Genomic DNA, 23,848 nt, shown 5'->3' with positions numbered 1-23,848 from the left:
GCGCGGGGCTCACTGCCTGCTCGACCCAGAATCGCCCTCAGGTACATCCGGCGAGGGTGTAGGCGACGAACCTGGCCCTTCAACGGGGAAACCGCCGTTGCGTTGCGGCACGCCCATCAACTCGGCGGCCGATGCCGGTGAGAGTACCGCTGCAGGAGGTATAGCGCTCGAGCCAGAATTCGAAGCAGCCGCAGGCGCCGATGCAGCTGCGCCAGGGGCGCCGAGCAAAGGCGGCACTTCACGCGGCACTGAAGCTGCAGGAGCCGATAGGGCCGCAGACGTCCCCGACGATGCGGATGACGGCACAGATGCCGAAGGCGGAGTAACTGGCGCCGGCTTCGGTGCCACATGACGCACCGGTGCAGACGCAGTTTGCGTCTTCGGCTTCGATGCAAACAGATAGCTCACCCACGCATTCAGTTTGTCGCGGAACTCATCGAACAGACTCGGCTGCACCTCGGTCGCAAACTTCACTCGCGAATCGATCAGCCGCGCTCGCAGCGCACGCTGATAGAAATCCCCGACAATCGGCAACGCGGTATGCGCGCCTTCGCCCCAATAATTGCTGCCCAACGTGACACGCCCGTCGTCGAAGCCAACCCACGCACCCGCCACCAGTTGCGGATGCATCAGGATGAACCAGCCGTCGGCATTGTCCTGCGTCGTGCCGGTCTTGCCCGCCACATCCGCGCGAATGCCGAAACGCGAACGGATAGCGGCACCAGTACCGCGATTCACGACATCGCGCATCACATCGAGCAGCGTCCTATCCGCCGCAGCCGACAACGCCCGCTCCGGCGAAGCGGGCTCGAATTGCGCGAGCACGTTGCCATTGTGATCCTCGATGCTCGTCACCATGCGCGGCTCGAGATACTCGCCGTCGTTCGCAATCGTGCCATACGCTGAGACCATTTCCTTGATCGTCACCGGGCTCGTGCCCAGTGCAAGCGACGGCACAGGGGCGAGTTCGCTGTCGCGCACGCCCATCGCGCGCGCGAGCCGAACCACCTTGTCCGGCCCAACCTGCTCCATCAACTGCGCGGTGATGCGGTTGCGCGAATAAGCGAGCGCATCGCGCAGTGTCATCGGCTTGCCGCTCGGCGGCGCATCGTCGTTCGGACGCCAGATCTCGCCGCCCTTCAGCGGGATTTCGATCGGCTGATCGATGAAGGTGTCCGTGGGCTTCGCGCCATCTGCGAAAGCGGCACCGTACACGAACGGCTTGAACGTCGAACCGGGCTGACGCCGTGACTGCTGAACGTGATCGAACGGCTCGTCAGTGAAATCGCGGCTGCCCACCCATGCCTTGATCTGCCCGTTACGCGGATCGATGGCGAGGAAACCTGCCTGCACTTCGGTCTTATCGTGGCACAGCGTGCGCACGAATGTACGGTCAGCGCCCAGATGCTGAAGCGCATCGTCGTCGCTTTGACCGGCGCTGATCGCAGCCTTGTAATCCGGCGTCTCGCGGATGAAACTCTTGAAGAGATCGCTTTGCGGCGAGCAGCCGGAGCGTCCGCTCCACGCCCCATTGGCGACCGATTGCAACGCATTGCCCTGCGAGACAACCGCCGCGGTCGCCATCGACTGCAGACGCGAATCGATCGTCGTATGAACAATTAGTCCATCTGAGTAAATGTTGTAGTCGTTGCGATCGGCCCACGAGATCAGCCACTTACGCAACTGCTGCGCGAAGTGCGGAGCAGGTCCCGGCGGTTCGATCTGCCGTTCGAAATCGACGCGCAGAGGCTTGCGGCTCAATGTTGCGTAGGTCGTCTGCGAAAGACGGCCGTATTTGACCATCTGCGCGAGCACCGTATTGCGGCGCTCCAGCGCGCGGTCCGGATTGATCACCGGGTTGTAATAGCTGTTGCCCTTCAACATGCCGGTCAACGTGGCGCTTTCCAGAATATCCAGTTGATCCGCGGATTTGCCGAAGTACGTGCGCGAAGCCATTTCGATGCCGTACGCGTTGTACAGAAACGGCACCGTGTTCAGATACGTTTCGAGAATCTGGTCCTTGCTATAAGCCGCCTCGATCTTTAGCGCGGTGATCGCTTCTTTCACTTTGCGCGTGAGAGTCGGAGCGCGGCCGATTTCGTCCGGATAGAGATTGCGCGCCAGTTGCTGGGTGATCGTCGAACCACCCTGGCGGTCGCCGCCGAACGTGTGCAATGCCGCAGATCCCGTGCGCCGCCAGTCGATACCATGGTGCTGGTAAAAGCGGTGGTCTTCGGTCGAGATCAGTGCGTCGACCATGTGGGGCGAGATATCGGCCAGCGAAACCCATTCGCGGTTCGAAGGCTTGAATTCAGCGAGCAGCTTGCCGTCGGCCGAGAGAATCTGCGCCGGCTGGTCGACCCGCGCCTTGCGGATATCGCTAATGCTCGGCGTGAACGGAATCAGCACAATCACATACAGCAGCACGAGCGCGGGCGGTGTGGCGAACGTAAGCAGAACACCGCGCCGCGTCGGATGACGTAGATGGAACAGCACCTTGACCAGCAAGGGTTTGAGCAGGCGAGCGGCGAACCCGATCAACTCCACGACGAGAAGAAGGGTGGCCCCCAGCAAACGTGCAAGCCGGCCGGCCCACAGGCGGCAGAATTCACGTACGGACGATACAAATTGGCGACTCACGCTGGTTTCGGCCCATCTTGAAAAGCGTGAATGGTATCAAACCGCGTATGTGGGCCCAGGTTCTGGCAGATGTGGAAAGAGATCGGGAACAGCGGTTTTGGTAAAACCGGCCTGAATGCTAACCGAAAGATTGGGTAACTAGAATCGTCCGGCAGACCAATTGAGAAAAACCAAAGACCATGAAAACGACAAGAACCATCCTGCTGCTGATTTCCCTTGTTGCTCCCACGCTTGTGCACGCAGAGTCCGTCGCTGCCCCCAAACTCAGCGAGGGCGACACCTGGACGTATGTCAATACGATCGAGAACGGCCCTAACGGCTGGCACCAGAGTCATGACGAGATCGTCGTACTGCGGACCACGTCCGATCATATCTACTTCGAAACGAAGCAGGTTGGCACGACCCAGGCCGCAAAAGAACTGATCGCGGGCTCGGACTGGAGCCGTTCGCGTAACGTGAACGGCTCCGAAACTACGGTCAATCGGCCTTTATCGTTCCCGCTGACCGTCGGCAAGACGTGGGAAGTGAAATACACCGAGGCGCATCCGAATGTGCAGCACGCATCGGAGTCGTTCGACAGCCGGTTCAAGGTGGTCGGCCCCGAATCCGTAGAAGTGCCCGCGGGAAAGTTTGACGCGATCAAGGTCGAAGCCGAAGGAGACTGGACCGCGGAGACTGCACCGATTCAATCGGCAACGGGAGGCGCCTTCTCCACGCAGGGAGGAACGACCGTTATAGCGCAGACCCGCAAGGCCGCGCCGACGGCGGTCACTGGCCGTCTCTACAAGGCGTTCTGGTACGTGCCCGAAACCGGCCGCTGGGTTAAGTCCGTCGAGGAGTACTACGGAAGCAACGGCGTCAGGACTCAACGGTTTACGAGCGAACTGGAATCGTTCAAGCACGCCACGCAGTAGCCGCTTTCCTTAGCCATTGGCTGATATGACGGGTGGAATGAAGCTCGGGTGAGCGCTAGTTCGATCCCTCACCCGCCTTCAAAAAATCCACAAAAGCCCGCAACGGCGCCGGCAAATGCCGCCGCCCCGGGTAGTAGAGAAACGGCCCCGGAAAACTCTGCCACCACGGCTCCAGAATTGGCTCGAGCGTTCCGCTCTCGAGATGCGGGCGCAGCATATCCTCGAACAGGTGAATCACCCCTACCCCGGCCACCGCGGTGCTGATCGCCAGGTCCATTGCAGCCCCCGGCCGGACAAGCAGCGGCCCCGACGGATCCAACCGCACCACCTCACCGTCCCGTTCAAAATCCCAGGTCGGTTTCGCCCCTCCAGCAAACTGCCCACGCAGGCAAGCATGCGAAAGCAGTTCGCGCGGATGTTCGGGTCTCCCATGTACATCGAGATACTCCGGCGCCGCGGCCGTAGCAAAACGCTGCACACGCGGTCCGATCGGCACAGCGATCATGTCCTGCTCAAGCCGCTCGTCGTAGCGAATACCCGCGTCGCAGCCGATCGAAAGCACATCGACAAAGCCGTCCTCCACCACAACCTCCACGCGGATGTCGGGATAGGCCTTCAGAAACGACGCAATGACGCTGGGCAAGACAATCCGCGCCGCGCTCGACGGCACGTTGAGCTTGAGCGTGCCGGTCGGCTTCTCACGAAACCCGTTCAGGACATCCAGCGCCGCTTCCATCTCGCTGAACAGGGGCGTCAGCGTTTCGAGCAGGCGTAGCCCCGCCTCAGTCGGCGCCACACTGCGTGTGGTCCGGTTGAGCAAACGCAGGCCGAACTTCGTCTCAAGCCGGCGCACGGCGATGCTCAGGCTCGACGCCGACACGCCACTGATGCGCGCAGCGTCGCGAAAACCCCCGGCATGCGCCACAGAGACGAAAGCGGCGAGATCATTCAATTCCATGGCGATTGTGCAAAATTTTGAACAACCCGTGCAATTTAGATCGGATTTTCAAACAACGCAATCACGACCATACTGCGTCCCATCACTCGCCAAAGGAGGGCGTTATGACTACACCTACCCTTGTAGACACTTTTAAGCTTGCCGGCCGCACCGTCAAACGGATGGGCTACGGCGCCATGCAGCTTGCGGGACCCAACGTATTTGGTCCCCCGAAGGATCGTGACGCGGCCATCGCGGTGCTTCGCGAAGCCATTGCGTCGGGCGTCGACCACATCGATACGAGCGATTTCTACGGGCCGCATGTCACCAACCAGATCATTCGCGAAGCGCTTCACCCTTATCCGGACGATCTCGTCATCGTCACCAAGGTGGGCGCGGTTCGTGGCGACGACGGCGCCTGGCTTGCAGCAACCGACCCGAAAGATATCGAACGCGGCGTCCACGATAACCTTCGCAATCTGGGTCTCGACACGCTCGAGGTCGTCAATATGCGGATCATGGGCAAGATCCACGGTCCTGCGGAAGGTTCGATTGCCAGGGAGGTCGAAGCATTGGCCGAACTTCAGCGTCAAGGCCTGGTTCGCCACATCGGGCTGAGCAACGTGACCTCGACGCAGGTTGCCGAGGCGCAGGGCATCGCGGAGATTGTCTGCGTGCAGAACCATTACAACCTCGTGCAGCGCGAAGACGACGCGCTGGTCGACGAACTCGCCGCCAAGGGCATCGCGTACGTGCCGTTCTTCCCGCTTGGCGGATTCACGCCGATTCAGTCGTCGGGGTTGTCCAAGGTCGCGGAATCGATTGGTGCAACGCCAATGCAGGTCGCGCTCGCGTGGCTCTTGCATCGTTCGCCTAACATTCTGCTGATTCCGGGTACTTCGTCGGTCGGGCATCTGCGAGAAAACCTGCAGGCGGGGCAGTTGAAGCTGTCCGAAACGGTGCTCGCTGAACTGGACACGATCCGTCAGGTAAGCGGGGCGCATTAAGCGCAGGGTTTAATGAACTGAACGCAATGCCTCGGACAACCGGGGCACTTGCCAAATATCAGGGTAAGTATCGAGAAGCAAGCGCTTGTAGGAGCGCTTAGCTTTTCGTAGGCTTGTTGGGGAAGTAAGGAATTAACGAACCCCTGCGTTGGGGACGCCCGCCTACACCGGAAAAGAACCTGCGTATGCCCGTACGTCAAGCTCGCGCCGGCATGCCATGACGGCTTGCCACCTGGAATTACTGGGAATCCGCAAACGCTTCGGCGGTGTTCATGCGCTGAAGGGGGTCGATTTCGACGTCGCGGCCGGCGAGGTGCACGTTCTGCTCGGCGAAAACGGCGCGGGCAAATCCACGTTGATGGGGGTATTGTCGGGCGCAGTTCGGCCCGATGCAGGCGTCATCAAACTCGACGGCAATCCGCTGAACTTCGCGAGCCCTCACGACGCCCATGCTGCGGGAATCGCCATGATCCCGCAGGAACTCGATCTGGTTCCGGGCCTCGACATCGCGGGCAATCTGTTCCTCGGCAACGAGATGACCCGTTGGGGCGTGCTGGCCGGCGCCGCCATGCGGCGCAAAGCGCAGGATCTGCTGGCTCATGCAGGCGTGTCGCTGGATGCCAGTCTGCCGGTTTCGAGCCTGCGGATGGGCGAGCGCCAGCTTGTCGCGATCGCCAAAGCCTTGTCGGCCAATGCACGCATCCTCATCATGGATGAACCCACCGCCGCTTTGTCGGCTGTCGAAGCGGACCATCTCTTCTCCGTCGTGAAAGAGCTATCCGAACGCGGCGTTGGGATCGTTTATATCTCTCACCGGCTTGAGGAGGTGACGCGCATCGCGCACCGCGTGACGGTGATGCGCGACGGCGCCGTGGTCGGCACGACTGCCCCGGATGCGCCGCAAGCTACGCTTGTCCAGCTTCTCGTCGGGCGCCCGTTCTCCGATCTGTTCCCACCGCGCTCAGAAAAGATAGGGGCACCGATCCTGCGACTCGAACACGCTGCCTTCGAGTCCAACATCCCGCGTGTCGGCTGGCAGGTGCCGCGCGATGTTTCGCTGACCGTCCACGAGGGCGAGATTGTCGGTCTCGCGGGCATCATGGGAGCGGGACGTACAGAACTCCTGTCGACCCTGTACGGCTTCGGCACAAGTGGACACTGGCGTGGACTCGTCGAAGTGCGTGGCCGGCCAACTGCACTCGGCCATATCAAGGCCGCCCGTCAGGCGGGAATTGCTTATGTCACTGACGACCGGCGCGGCACCGGACTGATCCTCAATCACACCGTCGCGCAGAACACAGTAATGTCGACGCTAAAGCGCGTCACGCCCTTTGGCCTCGTCTCACGTGCACTCGAACGGCGCGAGGTGATCAGCGCCCTCGAAGATTACGACGTACGTCCGCGGCGCCCCGAAGCCAAGGTCGTCAACCTCTCGGGCGGCAACCAGCAGAAGGTCGTGTTCGCCAAGGAACTGATGAGCGATCCAGGCTTGCTGCTGCTCGACGAACCGACTCGCGGCGTCGACGTCGGCGCCAAGGCTGAAATCTACCGGCGCTTGCGCAGCCTCGCGGAACAGGGGCTTGGCGTGCTGGTGGCGTCCTCGGAACTGCCGGAGCTGATCGGCCTGTGCGACAAGATCATTGTGATGCACGCGGGACAGACGATTCAGGAATTCGGCCCGAATCCCAGCGAAGAGGCGATCCGGCGCGTCAGTGAAGGGGAGGGACTGGCCGCATGAGCACGACACCGACATCCACGACAGCCGGAGACCGTCCACGTGGCCTGCTCACTTATCTAGTCCGGTTTCAGAGCCTGCTGGGACTCATACTCGTGATGGCCGCCGGCATTATCTGTTCGCCGCGCAGGCACGGCCACATCCTGTTTCTTGCGCCCGACAACATCGCCAATATCATCCGGTCGATCTCCGAAACCGGCATTCTTGCGCTCGGCATGACGTTCGTGATTATCGCGGCCGGCATCGATCTCTCCGTTGGCGCGGTGCTCGGACTCTGCTCGGTATTGACCGCGACCTTGTTTATCAACCAGGGCTGGGGGCTCTGGAGCACGCTGTCACTGGTCATCGTGACGGGAGTGATATTCGGCGCCATTCAGGGAGCCATCTCTACCGCGTTTCGCATTCAGGCGTTTATCGTCACGCTCGCCGGTCTGCAGGCAGCGCGCGGTTTCGCTTTGATCGCCTCCAATAACGCTTTCATCAACATCCAATATGGCGTGGGCCCTGGCAACGCGCCACCGGCCTTCGGGGTGCTCGGCGAGAGAATCGGCGGTGTTTTCCCTGTTGCTACACTGGTGTTCGTGGTTCTCGCGGTCATCGCTGCGTTCCTGCTTAACAACACGCGTTATGGGCGCTATGTCGTCGCTGTCGGCGGCAATGAGAAGGCGGCGCGTCTGTCCGGCATTCCGGTCAGCGCGATCAAGATCTCGGTCTACGCACTGACCGGTTTCGCCTCCGCGATTGCCGGCATCGTTCACGCGGGACAGTTTTCATTCGGTAGCCCTAACGACGGCCTGGGCTATGAGCTCAACGCGATCGCCGCCGTCGTGATCGGCGGCACCGACCTGTTCGGCGGTGCCGGTTCGATGATCGGCACGATTGCAGGCGCCATCATGCTGGGGGCGCTCGCCAATATCCTGCAGCTCAATGACGTCAGTGCCGCCATGCAGCTTCTCGCGACGGGCGCAATCATCGTGATCGCCGCAGCACTGCAAACCTACGTCGTCGGCCGCGGAGGTTCGAAGCGGTAGTCTCTCGCGCGGCTCCCGGCGGCGAAGATCGGGGTTGCGTCCGGCATCTTTCAAAACGATTTGGAGACGGACACATGAAAACACTTCTGCAGACGACTTTGCTTGTTGCCGGCGCGGCTGTCGCCTCCGGCGCGTGGGCTGCGGGTACGCCGCTCGCGAAAGAGTGCGGGCCGAATAACGATTACGTGATCGGCTTTAGCCAGGCCAACTTCAAGGAGCCGTATCGCGAGCACGTCAATCACGAGCTCGAGCGCCTCGTGAAGAACTACCCGAAGTTCAAGCTCGTGATCGCGGACGGACAGGCCAGCGTGAACACGCAGGTGTCGCAGGTCGAGAACTTCCAGACCCAGCACGTCGATCTGCTGATGATCTCGCCGTTCGAGGCCGCGCCGCTCACGCCTGCCGTAACGGCCGTCTACAAGTCCGGCGTGCCCGTGATCGAACTCGACCGCAAGACCACAGGCGACAACTACACGGCTTTCGTGGGCGGGGACAACCGTCAGATCGCGAAAGAAGCGGGCGAGTGGGCAGCGAAGACGTTACTGCCCGATGGTGGCGAAGCGGCGATTCTCGAAGGTCTGCCGAGTTCGTCGCCCGCCATTGAGCGACTCGAAGGATTCAAGGCTGGCATTGCCGCGAATCCCAAGATCAAGCTCGTCGCGGTGCAGCCCGTAGACTGGATGGAAGACCAGGCTGTGACCGTCTTCTCCGCCATGCTGCAATCGCATCCGGACATCAAGCTAGTGTACACCAGCAACGATCTCGCGGCAGCGGGGGCATATATCGCAGCGAAGCAAGCTGGCAAGACCGATCAGGTGAAGATCATCGGCACGGATGGTTTGCCGGGGCCGTCAGGCGGCATGCGCGCGGTCGCGGACGGTCAATGGGCTGCGACTTACACCTATCCCACGGGAGCCGCGCAGGCGCTCGAGCTTGCCAAGAAGATCCTGATCGATTGCGCGACCGAGGTGCCACGCAATGTCACGGTGCCGACCCAGCGTATCGACCAGAACAATGCGAAGTCGCTTTTCGGCAAGGAGCAGTTCTAGTTCCGGCTTTAGTCTGAATGACGCACTCCGAGATCGGTCGCCTTGCTGCAGCACGGCAAGGCGATCAAAGGACATCCATTTTTTTCACGCTTTAGGTTCCACATTTCTCTACCATCGCTAACGGCGGGTACACTACCTGGAAGCGTCACGCCCCTCACCCGCTCCTGACCACCTCCCGTGGCGATTCAGCCGGTCTTATGCAAAATGGAATCAATTTCGATCTGAAGGCGCTCGAGGTCTTCGTGCTTATCGTCGAATCCGGTGGCATGACGGCTGCCGGTCAGCGGCTCAAAATCACACAGTCCTCCGTCTCTCAAACGTTATCGAACCTGGAGCAGGCGCTCAATCTGCAATTGCTGGATCGCTCGCAGCGTCCCCCGATGCTCACACCTGTGGGTCGTCAGTTTTATAACCGCGCGCTTACGCTGCTGGACGACGCCAGGCATTTGAGTCAGGAGTTCCACAAGCCCCACGGCGAACCGCTCAAACACATTCGCATCGCACTGGTCGATTCCATGGCCACCAGCATCGGCGCCGAGTTGCTGGCCGCAATACGGCAACGCACCGCCAACTGGTCGATGGTGACCGGCCTATCGCATCAGCATGCCGAAGCGTTGCTCGCGCGAAAGGTCGACATCATCATCTCCGATGACGTGGTGTCGAAAAACCCTTCGCTGTACCGCCAGCGCATTCTGCGTGAGCCCTTTGTTCTGGTGTTGCCCAGCAATTTCAAAGGAGCGGTTCCTTCTTTGCGCAGCCTGCAGGTCAGAGACGACTTCATTCGCTACAGCAATACCAGCGTGATAGGCCGAAGTATCGAAACGCAGCTGGAAAAATGGGGATTTCGGCCACCCGTGCGCCTGCAACTCGACAACACGTTCGCGATCATGTCTCTCGTGATGGCCAATGCCGGCTGGACCATCACGACGCCACTGTGTCTGCTGCAATCGGGGCTGACCGCAGATAGGCAGTTCTCCCAGGCGTTTCGCCTGGCGCCAGTTCCCGGAGAGGAGTTCTTTCGCGAACTCACCATGGTTGCCCGTCAAGACGATCTAGGCCTGCTACCGCAGCAACTCGCTCAGGACAGCGTGCAGTTGCTAAAGGATCGCTTCTTGCCAATCATCGAGGCCAACGCGCCGTGGTTGCTGCCGTCTATCGTGTTGGGCTGACTTTAAAGCAGCGTGACGCCGGGCCTCAGTTTTTCGTAGCGTAACTGGCGCAAGTCTGCGGCATTGGCGCCGGGCGCGGCCACCACCAGAATTTCGTCCGCAAGCTCGGCGAAGTCGGCCCGGAAATGAACCGAGCTCTTTAGAACCAGAATGCGGTAGTCAGCCGGATCAGCGCTGAGATGGCGGAACATGGCGCGATCGGCAGCTTGCTGTTTGCGGCTCGATACCACGACCTCGATGCCCAGGGGGCCACCGCAACGCACCCGAGCCATCGGCCCGAGATCCATATGACAGCCAAGGTAGAACGGTCCTGTGCCGGTGAAACGGCCTGTTCCCAGCGCAAGCACCTCAAACGGCACCTGCAGCGGCGGCGCCCCGATGCCACTCGCTGCGCCGAGCGGGACCTCGATCACAGCGCCAATACCAGCATACGTCGCCGCTTCGGCAAATGCCGCGTCGTACACTACACCGACGCAAACACGCGGCGCGTTTTGCCGCAACAGTTCGTGAAGGATATCGGTCGTATCGCCACTCCCCCCGCCGCCAGGATTATCCTGGGTATCGGCCAGGATGATGGTGCCGGCTTCCCCACGTAGTCCCTGCTCAATCGCATACGCAACCGCGTCCATGGGCGCATATAAACGGCCACCGAAATCGGCCTGCCTCGCGAAAGCAGCTTGCGTCAACGATTCGACCGCGCGCTCGACCGCCATGCGATCGTGACCATACGCGATCACGCTCGGCCCACTGTGATAAATATCGGCAAGTGGAAAGCCCGGCACAAACTCGGCAGAAAAAACCTGTTCCGATGCCAGCGAATCACCGAGCGCAACCAGACTGCGCATCGGTTCAGCCAAGGTACTTTGCCAAGGCATGGGAATCAGGAAGGGCAATTGGCGGTAGCCCTTGTGCAGCACTCTGCCGCCCAGCAACCGGTCCATTAACTCCCGCGCACGCTGCCCGGTCTGCGCCATATCGACATGCGGGTAGCTGCGGTATGCCAGCAGGCCGCTCGCATGTTCGAACATGGCGGGCGTGATGTTGGCGTGGAAATCGAGCGCGACGACGATCGGAAGCGCGGCGCCGACTCTTCGCCTCAAGCGCCGGAGCAACTCGCCCTCGCCGTCCTCCAGATGTTCACTCACCATCGCGCCGTGCAGATCGAGGAACAGCGCGTCTAGCGGACCCGCATCGCGGATCATCCGGTCGAGCATGAAGGCAATCGCTTCGAATGCGTCTTCCGTTACCGGGCCGCTTGGATTTGCCGAAGCCCACAATAGCGGCACCAGTTCATGCGAGGTCTGCGCAGCGCGGATAAAACCGTCGATTGCCAGATTCACGCCCGAGACCGCGCCGAACATCTCCTCGCCAACCAGCAAACCGGGCCACGCGTCCGCTTCGACGAAGGTAGCGAAGCGCGCGCGGCTGGCGGCGAAGGTATTCGTCTCGTGTAGAAAGCCGCCAATCCCGATTCTTGCCACGCCATCCCCCAATAACACCGACTCGTTGCGACTGGCGTTACAACATGCCTTCTACTGCCGCTACAAAAATGCGGCTGTAGTCTGCAGCACTAAACTGAATCGGGTTAGTCCCGGCGGACCCGTCGACCACCGCCATTTCGCCCACCTTCGCCGCGTCTTGCGCACCGATGCCGATCTCACTCAGCGTATGGGGAATGCCCAGCGATTCGCGCATCGCCAACACCCAGTCGAGGAACGATGCAAACGACGGTTGCGCCAGTTCAAGGTAGCGCGCCAACAATTCAATCCGCTCGGCGATGACGGCCTCATTGGCCTTGAGCACATACGGCATCAGAATGGCGTTCAGCATGCCATGGTGAGCGTCATATAACGCACCGAGCGGATGGGCCAGCGCATGCATTGCGCCGAGACCACGCTGAAACGCCGTAGCGCCCATGCTCGACGCCACCAGCATCTGCAAACGCGCTTCGAGATCGTGGCCATCCTTGACCGCACGCGGCAGAAACTGCTTGATCAAACGAATACCCTCGAGCGCGATGCCCGTGGCCATCGGATGATAAAACGGCGAGCAGTAGGCTTCGAGGTTATGCGAGAGCGCATCCATGCCAGTCGCTGCCGTCAGCTTTGCAGGCAGACCAACTGTCAGCTCGGGGTCGAGAATAACGACCGCAGGCAACATCTTCGCGTGAAAGATGATCCGTTTCACGTGGGCGTGGTCGTCGGTGATCACCGAGGCGCGTCCCACTTCCGAACCGGTTCCGGCAGTAGTCGGCACCGCCACCACCGGCGCCATACCGGCCACGTTGACGCGCAGATAGTTATCGCCGACGTCCTCGAAATCCCACAGCGGACGTTCTTGCCCAACCATCAGCGCTACGGCCTTAGCCGCGTCGAGGGCCGAGCCGCCGCCGAAGGCGATCACACCGTCATGGCCGCCGGCCTTGAAGATCGCCACGCCATCATCGACATTCTTGCCGGTCGGATTGCCCTTGATATCGTGAAACAGCCCGCATTCGAGACCGGCGGACCGGCAGTGATCGAGCACGCTACCGATGAGCGGCAACGCCGCCAGGCCCGGATCGGTGATCAGAAGCGGCCGGCGCATGCCGAGGCTCTCACACCATTGCGGCAATTCGCGCACACGGCCAGCACCGACCTTCACCGCAGTCGGGTAATTCCAGTTCACGGAGGGAAGTGACATACGAAATTCCTTCGAAGGTCTCGGTCAGAGGCCGGTTTTCAGATGAAAAGATTTGGGTCGCGTCAGGTGCTCGTAACCGACCGCCGACAACGTCGCACCACGGCCCGTGTTCTTCACGCCGGTCCAGGCGAGCGCCGGGTCGAGATAGTCGCAGCGGTTCATAAAGAACGTACCCGTTTCGACGCGCCGACCGATCGATAGCGCGGCCTCTTCGTCGGTCGTGAATACAGCTGCGGTCAAACCGTAAGGGCTGTCGTTCATCAGTTCGATGGCCCGATCATCTCCCGACACAGGCATGATGCCCACCACCGGGCCGAAACATTCGTCGTTCATCAGCGTCATGCCGTGATCGACATCCACGAACACACCCGGCGCCACATACGGCGTACCAGTGCGCGACATGCCGAACTGGCTTTCGGCGATCAGATTTTTGGCGCCTTTGGCGAGTGCTTCGGCGATCACTGAACGCACCCCATCCGCTGCCGACGTTCGCACCACTGGGCCCAACGTGGTTTGCGCATCGAGCGGATTGCCCAATACATATTGGTTCGTCAGCGCCACCGCACGCTCGACAAAATCCTTGTACAGAGGCTGAGCCACATAGATTCTCTGGATGCCGCAGCACGACTGGCCTGAATTGAAGAAGGCCCCGTCGACGAGCGTCTCCACTGCATGATCGAGCTTGGCGTCGCTTCGCACATAGGCCGGATCGTTACCGCCCAACTCCAACCCAACACCAATAAAGCGCCCTGCTGCCGCTTCCTCGACGATCCGACCGCCGCTAACTGAACCGGTGAAGCAGACAAAGCCGATCTCGTTCGAGCGTATCAAGCGACGCACACGTTCATGGTCGACATGCAGATACTGGAATACACCTTCGGGTGCTCCGGCCTGAACAAAAGCTTGATGGATCAGTTCGGCACACAACGGCGTCTGATCGGAGTGCTTAAGAATCACCGTGTTGCCTGCGAGCAGGGCCGGCACAATACTGTTGACCGCCGTCAGCAAAGGGTAATTCCACGGCGCGATAGTCAACACCACGCCAACCGGTTCACGCGAAATAAACCGCGTAAAGCCGGCTTGCGGTTCCACCTGAACGGGCTTCAATGAATCTTCTGCAATCGCCATCATATGGCGCGCCCGCCCGGCGAAGCTGTCTACCTCACCGGCGGTGTAGCGTAGCGGACGTCCCATCTGTCGGGTAATCGCTTCGGCGATAGCTGCCTTGTTCTCGACAAAGTGATCTACAGCACGGCCAACGAGTGCCAGCCGCTCCGAGAGCGGCGTTGCAGCCCATGCCTTCTGGGCAAGCTGCGCACGCTGCAGCGTTTCCCCGATCTGCGACTCGCTCGCATAAGGGCGGCGCACGAATTCGCTGCCGTCAATCGGGCTAATGGTAATCAACTCATCTTTCATCATGGTGGGCCTGGATTCCTGGACTCAGATAATCTCGAAGTAACGTGCCAACTCCCAATCGGTCACGTGCCGACGGAACTGCCGCTCTTCCCATTCGCGAGTGGCGACAAAGTGCTCGACGAACGCTTCGCCAAACAGGGCCTTCGCGGCTTCGGAGTTGCGCAGTCGCTGTGCGGCATCCCACAGGGTGTTGGGCAATCTCAGATGGGCCGGAAACTCTTGCGTATAAGCGTTGCCCTGGACGATCGGTTCTGGCTCCAGGCCCTGCTCGATACCACGCAAACCAGCGCCCAACGCGGCTGCCAGCGCGATATAGGGATTCGCGTCGGCCGAACCGATACGGACTTCAACGCGCTGCGATTTCTCAGAGCCCGGGATCAGCCGCAACGCCGTGGTTCGATTTTCCACGCCCCAGGTTGCATCGAGCGGGGCCCAGTAGCCCGGCACCAGACGCGAATAACTATTCACGGTCTGCGCGAACATCGACATGAATTCGGGCAGATAGCGCTGTACGCCCGCCATAAAATTGGCCTGCTTCGCGCTCATGTTGTGAGGACGACCTGCGTCGTGGAACACCGACTTGCCGGTGCCGATCTCACGCAAAGAGACGTGGATGTGACCGCTCTGTCCCGGATGGTCGTGCGACCATTTCGCCATGAAGGTGGCCATCAGATTGTTCTTCTGGGCCAGCGCCTTGGTAAAGGTCTTGAACAGGATAGCCTTGTCCGCCATATCGGACGCGTTGTCCACCGCGAGGGCGGCCTCCAGCACGCCTGGACCGGTTTCGGTATGCAGGCCCTCGATCGGCATATCCATCTGCTCGCACAAATCGAGCAATTGCCGGTAGAAATCGCCCTCAACCGTGCTGCGCAAAACCGAATAACCAAAGTTTCCAGGAGTCCAGTTTTTCAGGCCACGATAATTTTTTTCACGCGCCGAATGAGGCGTCTCGTCGAACATGAAGAATTCATATTCGAGTGCAGAAAAAGCTTCGAAGCCCATATCCGCTGCGCGCTTCAATACGCGCTTCAGCAAGCCTCGCGGACAGATTGCTTCGGCATCCTCTACGAATTCGCACAGGAAAAACAACATGTCTTCGCCGTCGCCCTGTTCAAGCGGCAAACGCCGGCAGCTCTCCGGCACGATGCGCACCAGGGCATCCGGATAAGCGGTGTGCCAGCCCGTATACTTCGTGTTGTCGTACATCTGGTCATCCACGTCCCAGCCCAGTACGACATTGCAGAATGCGAAACCTGAACGCAGGGCCCCGAGGAATTTATCCTTACGCAGATATTTGCCGCGCAGAATGCCGTCGACGTCGGATAAACCGACCTTGATATGCGTCAGCCGGCTCGCCTCCACCAGGCGAATCGCATCTTCTACTGTCCTGATTGCTCGTTCTGGCTTCACCTGCGCGTCCATATTCAGTCTCCCCGCGTTGCCGGCTTGTACTTGTTACGGTGACCCATCCTAGAAACGAGAAAATTCCAGATCAACAACAATCGTTATTCTTTATGGCGATGATCGGCTACGGTAATGCTCGGCGCTGTGAGGTCACATGCGAGCGGCGTTTTTCTCAAACGCGGGCCGCCATGTGGAGTTCACACGGCGTCTGGAACATCTCAGCGGCAATCGGCGCGGCGCGCCCGACCGCCTCTGCCGGAACGAATACGTAGAAGCGCCAGAGGTCCGCATACCGGTCCTGCAGTGCGCATATTTCCGTGGTGGTGCCGCTGCCGGCGTCGTTCAGAAGCTCGAGGCCGCGACTGGTTTCGACGGGCACGGCGGCTTCCTTCATGGCGGTCAATGCCGGACAGTACAACACGACGTCCGCGAAAGGCACGCGCAGTTTCTCTGCCAGCTCCCTCTCGGTTTGCGCGCGCTGCGTGTGCGACACGTGATACCGCGCCACCCAATCCTTTCGCAGTGCGGGCGGCACGCTGCGGCCAGAGACCACGTAGCCGCGTTTGAGCAGATCGCGATTCAACGTACGGCGCGCGAGGGCGGCGGCATCCGCGATACCGCAACGCGCCAGACGGTCCAGCAATGTCCAGTCGTTAAGTTCAAGCAGATCGCTTTCGACGAGTACGCCATGATCGAGCGCGATCTCCACCGATTTCGAAATCATCGCGCCCGCCACGACCTTGGTATGGTGGTAGTAGACACGCTCGGTCAGGAAGTAGCGCAGCCGGAGCACGCCGATGATTTCCGAACGGGCGTCGGAACGGTCCATGCCATGCTTGGCGAGTCGGATCACGAGACGGTTGTCGTGCTCGGCGAAGCAGCGGAAGATCCGGTCGTCGTAATCGTGGGACAGGCCGGCAAAGAAGCTGTCGCGGCGGAGATAGTCGAGCAGGTCGGCGTCGATGCTGCCCGAGACAATGTCTTTTGCCCAATGAGGCACGCTTTCAGGCGATGGCAGGCCAAGCAGACTGCCCACGGCATCGCGAATGCCCAGGCCGTCCAATGCATGTCCAAGCTCGCCCGCGAACATGTCCGCGAGGCGCGAGCCTTTGTCGTGCCGCGCGAAGAGCCGGCGCTCGTCTTCCAGTGTGTGGCCGAACGGCACATGCGTGACGTCGTGGAGCAACGCGGCAACGCCAATCGCATCTTCCAGTTCGGCGGGAACCTGCAGCCCCGAGCGACGCAGACTCGCCACGATACGATGCGCTACCGCGCAGACGCCGACGGAATGATCGAAGCGCGTATGCAACGCTCCGGGATAAACCAGGTGCGCCGTACCAAGCTGCTTGATGCCGCGCAGCCGCTGCATCACCGGCAGATCGAGAATCGCGGTCTCGAGGCTGCCGAGTTCGATATCACCGTGGATGGGGTCGCGTAGCAGCATGTGCATAGAGCGCGGTGCGTTCGGGAGACTGTGTCATGGCGTGTCCTGTGTTTCAGTCAAAGCCACCGCCGGCATGCGCGCCAGCTCGATAAAGGCCTTGAGGTAATCGATTTCAATGTCGGTTTCGCGGACGCCCAGGAAAATCTGCTTGGCGATGCCTTTCCGCCCAAGCCGCACAGGCACAAGATTCATCTTGCCGGCATATTCTTCCACCAGCCAGCGCGGCAACGCCGCGACGCCCCTGCCGCTTTCCACCATCTGCAGCATGATGTCGGTGGTCTCGATCGCCTTATGGCGACGAGGCGTGACACCTGCCGGCATCAAAAACTGATTATAGATGTCGAGCCGGTCGGTCTCTACCGGGTAAGTCACCAGCACTTCTCGCGTCAACTGCTCCGGCTTCACATACTCGACGTTGGCAAGCGGATGCTCGCGGTTCACCACCAACACCTGCTCATAGTCGAACACCGGTTCGAAGCGCAAACCCGGCTTGTAGAGCGGATCCGGCGTCACGAGCAGGTCGATCTCATAGCCGAACAACGCGCCAATCCCGCCGAACTGGAATTTCTGTTTGACGTCGACATCCACGTCCGGCCAGCGCGCGAGGTAGGGCGAGACCACCTTGAGCAGCCACTGATAGCAGGGATGACACTCCATGCCGATACGCAGCGCGCCCCGCTCGCCCTGTGCGTACTGCTTGAGGCGCTCCTCGGCGAGATCCAGTTGCGGCAGCAGGCGGTTAGCTACCGCAAGCAGGTATTGACCGGCCTGGGTCAAACGCAGGCTACGCCCCTCGCGCAACCAGATATCCGTCCCCAGCTGCTGCTCCAGTTTCTTCATGGAGTGGCTCAGTGCCGATTGCGTGACGCACAGGATCTCCGCCGCCGCGGTCAGCGAGCCGTGCTTGTCCACGGCCTGGACGATGGCCAGATGAACTCTCTCAAGCATGATTGCACATGAGCGAAACTAATGGTTAGGTGAATTATCACCATTTTACTTCATAAGACGCCTTCGTTAGGATGCTCCGATCCGCAACCGACCGAATCAAGGCGACACGATGGCAACGACACACAATCTAGGCTTTCCCCGTATCGGCGCAAAGCGCGAACTGAAGTTCGCGCTCGAGTCCTACTGGAAAGGCGAGTCCTCGCTCGGTGAACTGAAGGCACTGGGCGCGCAGTTGCGCGAGCGTCACTGGACGAACCAGACCGGCCTAGGCTTTGCGGCCGTCGGCGATTTCGCCTTTTACGATCAGGTGCTGGACATGAGCTTCACCCTCGGCAACCTGCCGGAACGGGTGCAAGGCTTCCATGGCGATACCCTCGACAACTACTTCCGCGTCGCCCGCGGCCGTTCGGCCAAAGGTGCCGAAGACCACGCTGCCTGCTGCGGTGGCGTTGCCGCCGGTGAGATGACCAAATGGTTCGACACCAACTATCACTACATCGTCCCCGAGTTCAGCGCCAGCACCGGATTCAAACTGGATGCATCGCGTCTGCTCGAACAACTGGGCGAAGCCAAGGCACAAGGCGTCAAGGCCAAGCCGGTGATCATCGGCCCCGTGACCTATCTGGCAATCGGCAAGGCCAAGGACGATTCCGACAAGCTCGCCCTGCTGCCGCGTCTGCTGCCAGTCTACGCTGAACTGCTCGCCACGCTGGCAGCGCAAGGTGTCGAATGGGTGCAGATTGACGAGCCGATTCTCGTGACCGAACTGTCTGCTGAATGGCAGCAAGCGTATGTCACCGCCTACCAGGCTCTCGCAAACAGCAAGGTCAAGCTGCTGCTGGCGACGTACTTCGGCCAGCTGCTCGACAACCTCTCGCTGGCTGTGAAGCTGCCGGTGCAAGGCCTGCATCTGGATGCGATCAATGCGCGCGCCGAAGTCGACGGTGTGATCGCACAACTGCCGCAGGACCGCGTGCTGTCGCTCGGCGTGATCAACGGCCGCAACATCTGGAAGACGGACCTCAACAGCGTGCTGGACTGGCTCGAGCCGGTCGCGAAGCAACTGGGCGAGCGCCTCTGGATCGCACCGTCGTGCTCGCTGCTGCACGTGCCGGTGGACCTGGCAAGCGAACAGAAGCTGGATGCGGAAGTCCGCTCGTGGCTCGCCTTCGCGCTGCAAAAGCTGGGCGAACTGAAGGTGCTGGCTACCGCGCTGAACAACGGTCGCGACGCTGTGAAAGCAGAGCTGGCGGCTAACGGTGCCGCGATTGCCGCTCGCCGCGCATCGCCGCGCGTGAACAACCCCGCTGTCAAAGCCGCCCTCGCGAAGATCAATCCGGCCTTGGGCCAGCGCAAGAACGCCTATCCGGCACGCGCTGACAAGCAAGCCGCGTTGCTAAACCTGCCCGCTTACCCGACCACGACGATCGGCTCGTTCCCGCAGACCGGCACGATCCGCCATGCGCGCAGCCAGTTCAAAAGCGGTGCGCTGGATGAAGCCGGTTACAAGCTTGCGATGCGCGCCGAAATCGAACGTAGCGTGCGCGAGCAGGAAGCTCTGGGTCTGGACGTGCTGGTGCACGGCGAAGCCGAGCGTAATGACATGGTCGAATACTTCGGCGAGCAGCTCGACGGCTACGCGTTCAGCCAGTTCGGCTGGGTGCAGTCGTATGGCTCGCGTTGCGTGAAGCCGCCCATCCTGTTCGGCGACATCAGCCGTCCGAAGGCCATGACGGTCGAGTGGATCAAGTACGCGCAGTCGCTCACCAGCAAGCCGATGAAGGGCATGCTGACCGGCCCGGTCACGATCCTGAACTGGTCGTTCGTGCGTGACGACCAGCCGCGTTCGGTGTCGTGCTATCAGTTGGCTCTGGCGATCCGCGAAGAAGTGCTGGACCTCGAAAAGGCCGGCGTGCGCGTGATCCAGATCGATGAAGCAGCTCTGCGCGAAGGTCTGCCACTGCGTAAATCGCAATGGGGTGAATATCTCGACTGGGCAGTAGCATCGTTCCGTATCACCGCCAATGGTGTGGATGACGAAACGCAAATCCACACCCATATGTGCTATTCGGAGTTCAACGACATCATCTCGTCCATCGCCGATATGGACGCCGACGTGATCACGATCGAAACCTCGCGCTCGGACATGGAACTGCTGGACGCCTTCGACAACTTCAACTACCCGAACGAAATCGGCCCGGGCGTGTACGACATTCACTCGCCGAACATCCCGACCAAAGAACACATCGTTCAACTGATGAAGAAAGCAGCGGAACGCATTCCGCCGCAACGCCTGTGGGTGAATCCGGATTGCGGTCTGAAGACGCGTCAGTGGGAAGAAGTCATTCCGGCGCTGACCAACATGGTGGCAGCGGCGAAGAAGCTGCGCGCTTCCGTTTAAGCACTCCTTTCCTTGAGTCCCCGCCATGTTTGAATGGCGGGGAAACCGAAACCGGCCACCTTCAGGTGGCCGGCCGTCGTTTACAGGCACGCTCCTCGCTACAAATCACCGCCATGGAGTAGCATGATCACGCGCAAGCCAAAAAGAGCGATCCTCTTTCGGCGAAATGCGCGCTGGGACAGCAACCACCGTTCTACCTTCCCTACGACATCACATGGAGCAAAGCATGGCCTATGGCAACTATCACAAGCGCAAGATCGCCGATCGCGATCTGCACCCAGAAACCCAGATGATGTCGTATGGCTACGATCCGTTCCTTTCGGAAGGATCGGTTAAGCCGCCCGTGTTCCTGACGTCGACGTTTGCGTTCCGCACTGCCGAGGACGGCGCCGACTTCTTCGATATGGTCTCAGGCCGCAAACCCTCGCCCGAAGGCGAAAGCGCGGGCCTCGTCTATAGCCGTTTCAATCACCCGAATCTCGAGATTGTCGAAGATCGACTAGCGTTGCTCGATGGCTCGGAGTCCGCTGTCGTGACGTCGAGCGGCATGTCTGCGATTGCGGCAATTCTGCTGGCGTTTCTGCGACCGGGCGATTGTGTGGTTCAGTCCGTGCCGCTTTATGGCGGGACTGAAACGCTCATTTCAAAGTTTCTGCCTGAATGGGGCATCACTTCGCAAGTAATCGAGGATGGGCTTTCGGTCGAGGCGATCCGCGACGCGCTCGAAGCCGCGGCGAAAAAGGGCAACGTGCGAATGTGCTACATCGAGACGCCGGCCAACCCGACCAACGCATTGTTCGACCTGGAAGGATTGCGTCGCGAAATCGATGCGTTCGAAACGCGCCACGGCTATCGTCCGCTTTCGGTTTGCGACAACACGCTGCTGGGTCCGTTGTATCAGAAGCCAGTGAAGCAAGGTATCGACCTCAACGTGTATTCGTTGACGAAGTACATCGGCGGTCATAGCGATCTGGTCGCGGGCGGCGTTACCGGTAGCCGTAGTCTGATCACGAAGGTGCGCTCGATTCGCAGCGCGCTCGGCTCGCAACTCGATCCGCACTCGTCATGGATGATCACACGTTCCATGGAAACCCTCGTGCTGCGCATGGAGCAGGCCGCGCGCAGCGGCAGCGCCGTCGCGCGATGGCTCGCGAGCAATCCGTATCATCCAGTGAAAGTTTTGCATCCCGAACTGATTGAAGATCCGACCTACCAGGCGGTTTATCAGCGTCAGTGCAGCGGACCTGGGTCGACGTTTGCCTTCGTGCTCAACGGCGGTCGCGAGCAGGCGTTCAAACTCATCAACGGTTTGAGTCTGTTCAAGTCGGCGGTGAGCCTGGGCGGCACGGAGTCGCTGATTTGTCATCCCGCTTCCACAACACATTCCGGCGTGCCAGCAGAGGCACGCGCCAAGGCAGGCGTGTCGGAGGGATTGATTCGCGTGTCCGTTGGATTGGAGCATCCTGACGATCTGATCGCCGATCTGTCTTACGCGCTGGAACACTGCTGAGTCGCGCAGCGCACGGCTGCGGAGCGTCGTTGGGCTCCGGTTCTGGCACCTGCTACGGGCCAGAACCGAAGAATGCCATTAGTTAATCAAGCCCACCCTGGCAGAGATACTTGATCGACAGATAGTCATCGAGACCATACTTCGACCCTTCGCGGCCATAGCCCGATTCTTTCACGCCACCAAACGGCGCGGCCTCGCTCGAAATCGCGCCCTCGTTGATGCCGACGATCCCCGCTTCCAGCTGTCGTGAGACGCGGTCAATGCGGCGCACATCCTGACTGTAGAAGTACGATGCGAGCCCAAACGGCGTGTCGTTGGCCGCGTGGATCGCTTCTGCTTCATCCTCGAAACGGAACAGCGGTACGACGGGGCCAAAGGTTTCCTCGCAGCTTAGCTGCATCTCGCTGGTGGCATCGGCGAGAACGGTAGGTGCGTAGTAGTTCGGACCCAACGCTGTGAGGCGCTTCCCACCGGTGAGAGTGCGTGCGCCTTTCGAAACAGCATCGTCGACGTGACGTGCGATCTTGTCGACAGCGCGTGCGTTGATCATTGGACCGATCTGCGCGGCGGAGTCGGTGGCCGGCGCGACCTTCAGCGTGGCGACGCGTTTGGCGAGCATATCGCCGAACTTCTCGTACACCGACGACTGCACGTACACCCGGTTCGGGCATACACACGTCTGGCCACCATTGCGAAACTTCGACACGAGCAAGCCTTCAACCGCGGCGTCGAGGTCTGCATCGTCGAACACGATGAACGGTGCGTTGCCCCCCAGCTCGAGCGAGAGCTTCTTGAGCGTCTCGGCCGATTCGCGCGCCAGATACTTGCCAACTGGCGTCGAACCCGTGAAGGTAATCTTGCGCACGCGGCCATCGTGCAACCAATCCGCCACCGCAGGTACCGCACTCTCGCGCGATGAAGCGATCAGGTTAAGCACGCCGGGCGGTACGCCCGCTTCGTGCGCCAGCATCACGAGTGCGAGGGCGGTGAGCGGCGTGTCCTCAGCGGGCTTGCCAACCACCGTGCATCCCACAGCAAGTGCAGGCGCAATCTTGCGCGCGATCATCGCGAGCGGGAAATTCCACGGCGTGATGGCCGCGACCACGCCAACCGGCTCCTTCACCGCGCTCATCCGCTTGCCGCGCTGCTGTTGCGGAATCAGATCGCCGTAGATGCGCGTCGCTTCATCCGCGAACCACGCGACATACGATGCGCCGTACAGCACTTCGCCACGTCCTTCCGCGAACGGCTTGCCCTGCTCGAGCGAGATCAGGCGGCCAAGCACGTCGGCGTTCTCGAGCATCAACGCGTGCCAACGATGCAGCACGGCCGCGCGATCCTTCGGCAGGGCATCGCGCCATGCGGGGAACGCACGCGCGGCGGCGTCGGTAGCGGCGCGGGCGTCGGCCTCACCGCCATCAGCGATAGTGGCGATCACCTCGCCCGTCGCCGGGTTCGTCACGTCGAAGCGCTTGCCGCCAATAGAAGCGACCCATTTGCCGTCGATAAAATGCTCGGTGCGGATCAGGTCGCTCAGTTCAAATTTCGTTGCCATCGAAAT

At 60.6% G+C, this 23,848-nt stretch carries 17 protein-coding genes; 8 read left to right on the top strand and 9 right to left on the bottom strand.

Translation table 11 applies throughout. The features are described 5' to 3' along the window. Positions 1-9: 9 nt before the first annotated feature. Positions 10-2,640 carry a penicillin-binding protein 1A gene (locus tag P3T17_RS09230; RefSeq protein WP_429406167.1) on the bottom strand — a complete coding sequence of 877 codons (2,631 nt, stop codon included), beginning with the start codon at positions 2,638-2,640 and terminating at the stop codon, positions 10-12. A gap of 179 nt (positions 2,641-2,819) precedes the next feature. Here P3T17_RS09230 and P3T17_RS09225 point away from each other — a divergent pair, with 179 nt between their 5' ends. Further along, positions 2,820-3,554: a hypothetical protein gene (locus tag P3T17_RS09225; RefSeq protein WP_074267075.1), complete on the top strand. Its 735-nt coding sequence runs from the start codon at positions 2,820-2,822 to the stop codon at positions 3,552-3,554. Between the two features lie 55 nt (positions 3,555-3,609). Here the strand turns inward: P3T17_RS09225 and P3T17_RS09220 are convergent, their stop codons facing one another. Next, positions 3,610-4,512, bottom strand: a complete 903-nt coding sequence (locus P3T17_RS09220) for a LysR family transcriptional regulator (RefSeq protein WP_429406165.1) — start codon at positions 4,510-4,512, stop codon at positions 3,610-3,612. Between the two features lie 104 nt (positions 4,513-4,616). On the opposite strand from P3T17_RS09220, the gene P3T17_RS09215 reads away from it, so the two are divergent. The 5 genes from P3T17_RS09215 to P3T17_RS09195 all read left to right on the top strand — a co-directional run bounded on the left by P3T17_RS09215 (position 4,617) and on the right by P3T17_RS09195 (position 10,482). Continuing rightward, positions 4,617-5,498 (top strand): aldo/keto reductase family oxidoreductase, encoded by an 882-nt coding sequence (locus P3T17_RS09215; protein WP_429406163.1) that lies wholly within the window; start codon positions 4,617-4,619, stop codon positions 5,496-5,498. A gap of 217 nt (positions 5,499-5,715) precedes the next feature. Then, the gene (locus tag P3T17_RS09210) at positions 5,716-7,236 is read left to right on the top strand and encodes a sugar ABC transporter ATP-binding protein (RefSeq protein ID WP_429406161.1); all 1,521 of its coding nucleotides are present in this window, start codon (positions 5,716-5,718) and stop codon (positions 7,234-7,236) included. Further along, positions 7,233-8,264 (top strand): ABC transporter permease, encoded by a 1,032-nt coding sequence (locus P3T17_RS09205; protein ID WP_429287312.1) that lies wholly within the window; start codon positions 7,233-7,235, stop codon positions 8,262-8,264. The genes P3T17_RS09210 and P3T17_RS09205 overlap by 4 nt, the downstream gene beginning before the upstream one ends. A 74-nt stretch (positions 8,265-8,338) precedes the next feature. Beyond that, positions 8,339-9,313: a substrate-binding domain-containing protein gene (locus P3T17_RS09200; protein ID WP_429406159.1), complete on the top strand. Its 975-nt coding sequence runs from the start codon at positions 8,339-8,341 to the stop codon at positions 9,311-9,313. Between the two features lie 197 nt (positions 9,314-9,510). Continuing rightward, complete coding sequence (locus P3T17_RS09195; protein WP_074267069.1) at positions 9,511-10,482, top strand: LysR family transcriptional regulator; 972 nt, start codon at positions 9,511-9,513, stop codon at positions 10,480-10,482. Between the two features lie 2 nt (positions 10,483-10,484). Here the strand turns inward: P3T17_RS09195 and P3T17_RS09190 are convergent, their stop codons facing one another. The 6 genes from P3T17_RS09190 to P3T17_RS09165 form a co-directional block, all read right to left on the bottom strand. Continuing rightward, on the bottom strand, positions 10,485-11,963 hold the full coding sequence (locus P3T17_RS09190; protein ID WP_429406157.1) for a M81 family metallopeptidase: 1,479 nt from the start codon (positions 11,961-11,963) through the stop codon (positions 10,485-10,487). 37 nt (positions 11,964-12,000) lie between these two features. Then, a complete protein-coding gene (locus P3T17_RS09185; protein ID WP_133893896.1) occupies positions 12,001-13,164 on the bottom strand; it encodes an iron-containing alcohol dehydrogenase in 1,164 nt (387 codons plus the stop codon). A 24-nt stretch (positions 13,165-13,188) separates the two neighbouring features. Next, entirely contained in the window at positions 13,189-14,580 is a 1,392-nt protein-coding gene (locus P3T17_RS09180; RefSeq protein WP_429406480.1) for an aldehyde dehydrogenase family protein, read from the bottom strand. A 24-nt stretch (positions 14,581-14,604) separates the two neighbouring features. After that, positions 14,605-16,002 (bottom strand): glutamine synthetase family protein, encoded by a 1,398-nt coding sequence (locus tag P3T17_RS09175; protein ID WP_429406155.1) that lies wholly within the window; start codon positions 16,000-16,002, stop codon positions 14,605-14,607. 154 nt (positions 16,003-16,156) lie between these two features. Next, positions 16,157-17,428 (bottom strand): HD domain-containing protein, encoded by a 1,272-nt coding sequence (locus tag P3T17_RS09170; protein WP_429406154.1) that lies wholly within the window; start codon positions 17,426-17,428, stop codon positions 16,157-16,159. A gap of 33 nt (positions 17,429-17,461) precedes the next feature. Then, positions 17,462-18,376: a LysR family transcriptional regulator gene (locus P3T17_RS09165; RefSeq protein WP_429287317.1), complete on the bottom strand. Its 915-nt coding sequence runs from the start codon at positions 18,374-18,376 to the stop codon at positions 17,462-17,464. Between the two features lie 109 nt (positions 18,377-18,485). On the opposite strand from P3T17_RS09165, the gene metE reads away from it, so the two are divergent. Both metE and P3T17_RS09155 read left to right on the top strand, forming a co-directional pair. Beyond that, a complete protein-coding gene (gene metE / locus P3T17_RS09160) occupies positions 18,486-20,777 on the top strand; it encodes a 5-methyltetrahydropteroyltriglutamate--homocysteine S-methyltransferase (RefSeq protein ID WP_429406152.1) in 2,292 nt (763 codons plus the stop codon). A gap of 226 nt (positions 20,778-21,003) precedes the next feature. Further along, positions 21,004-22,287 carry a cystathionine gamma-synthase family protein gene (locus P3T17_RS09155; RefSeq protein WP_429406151.1) on the top strand — a complete coding sequence of 428 codons (1,284 nt, stop codon included), beginning with the start codon at positions 21,004-21,006 and terminating at the stop codon, positions 22,285-22,287. An 82-nt stretch (positions 22,288-22,369) separates the two neighbouring features. Here the strand turns inward: P3T17_RS09155 and P3T17_RS09150 are convergent, their stop codons facing one another. Beyond that, on the bottom strand, positions 22,370-23,842 hold the full coding sequence (locus P3T17_RS09150) for an NAD-dependent succinate-semialdehyde dehydrogenase (RefSeq protein ID WP_429406149.1): 1,473 nt from the start codon (positions 23,840-23,842) through the stop codon (positions 22,370-22,372). Positions 23,843-23,848 lie beyond the last annotated feature (6 nt).

It is taken from the genome of Paraburkholderia sp. GAS82, from assembly GCF_050436285.1.
In the GTDB taxonomy this organism is placed as follows: domain Bacteria; phylum Pseudomonadota; class Gammaproteobacteria; order Burkholderiales; family Burkholderiaceae; genus Paraburkholderia; species Paraburkholderia phenazinium_B.
This window is presented reverse-complemented; position numbering and strand designations above follow the sequence as displayed.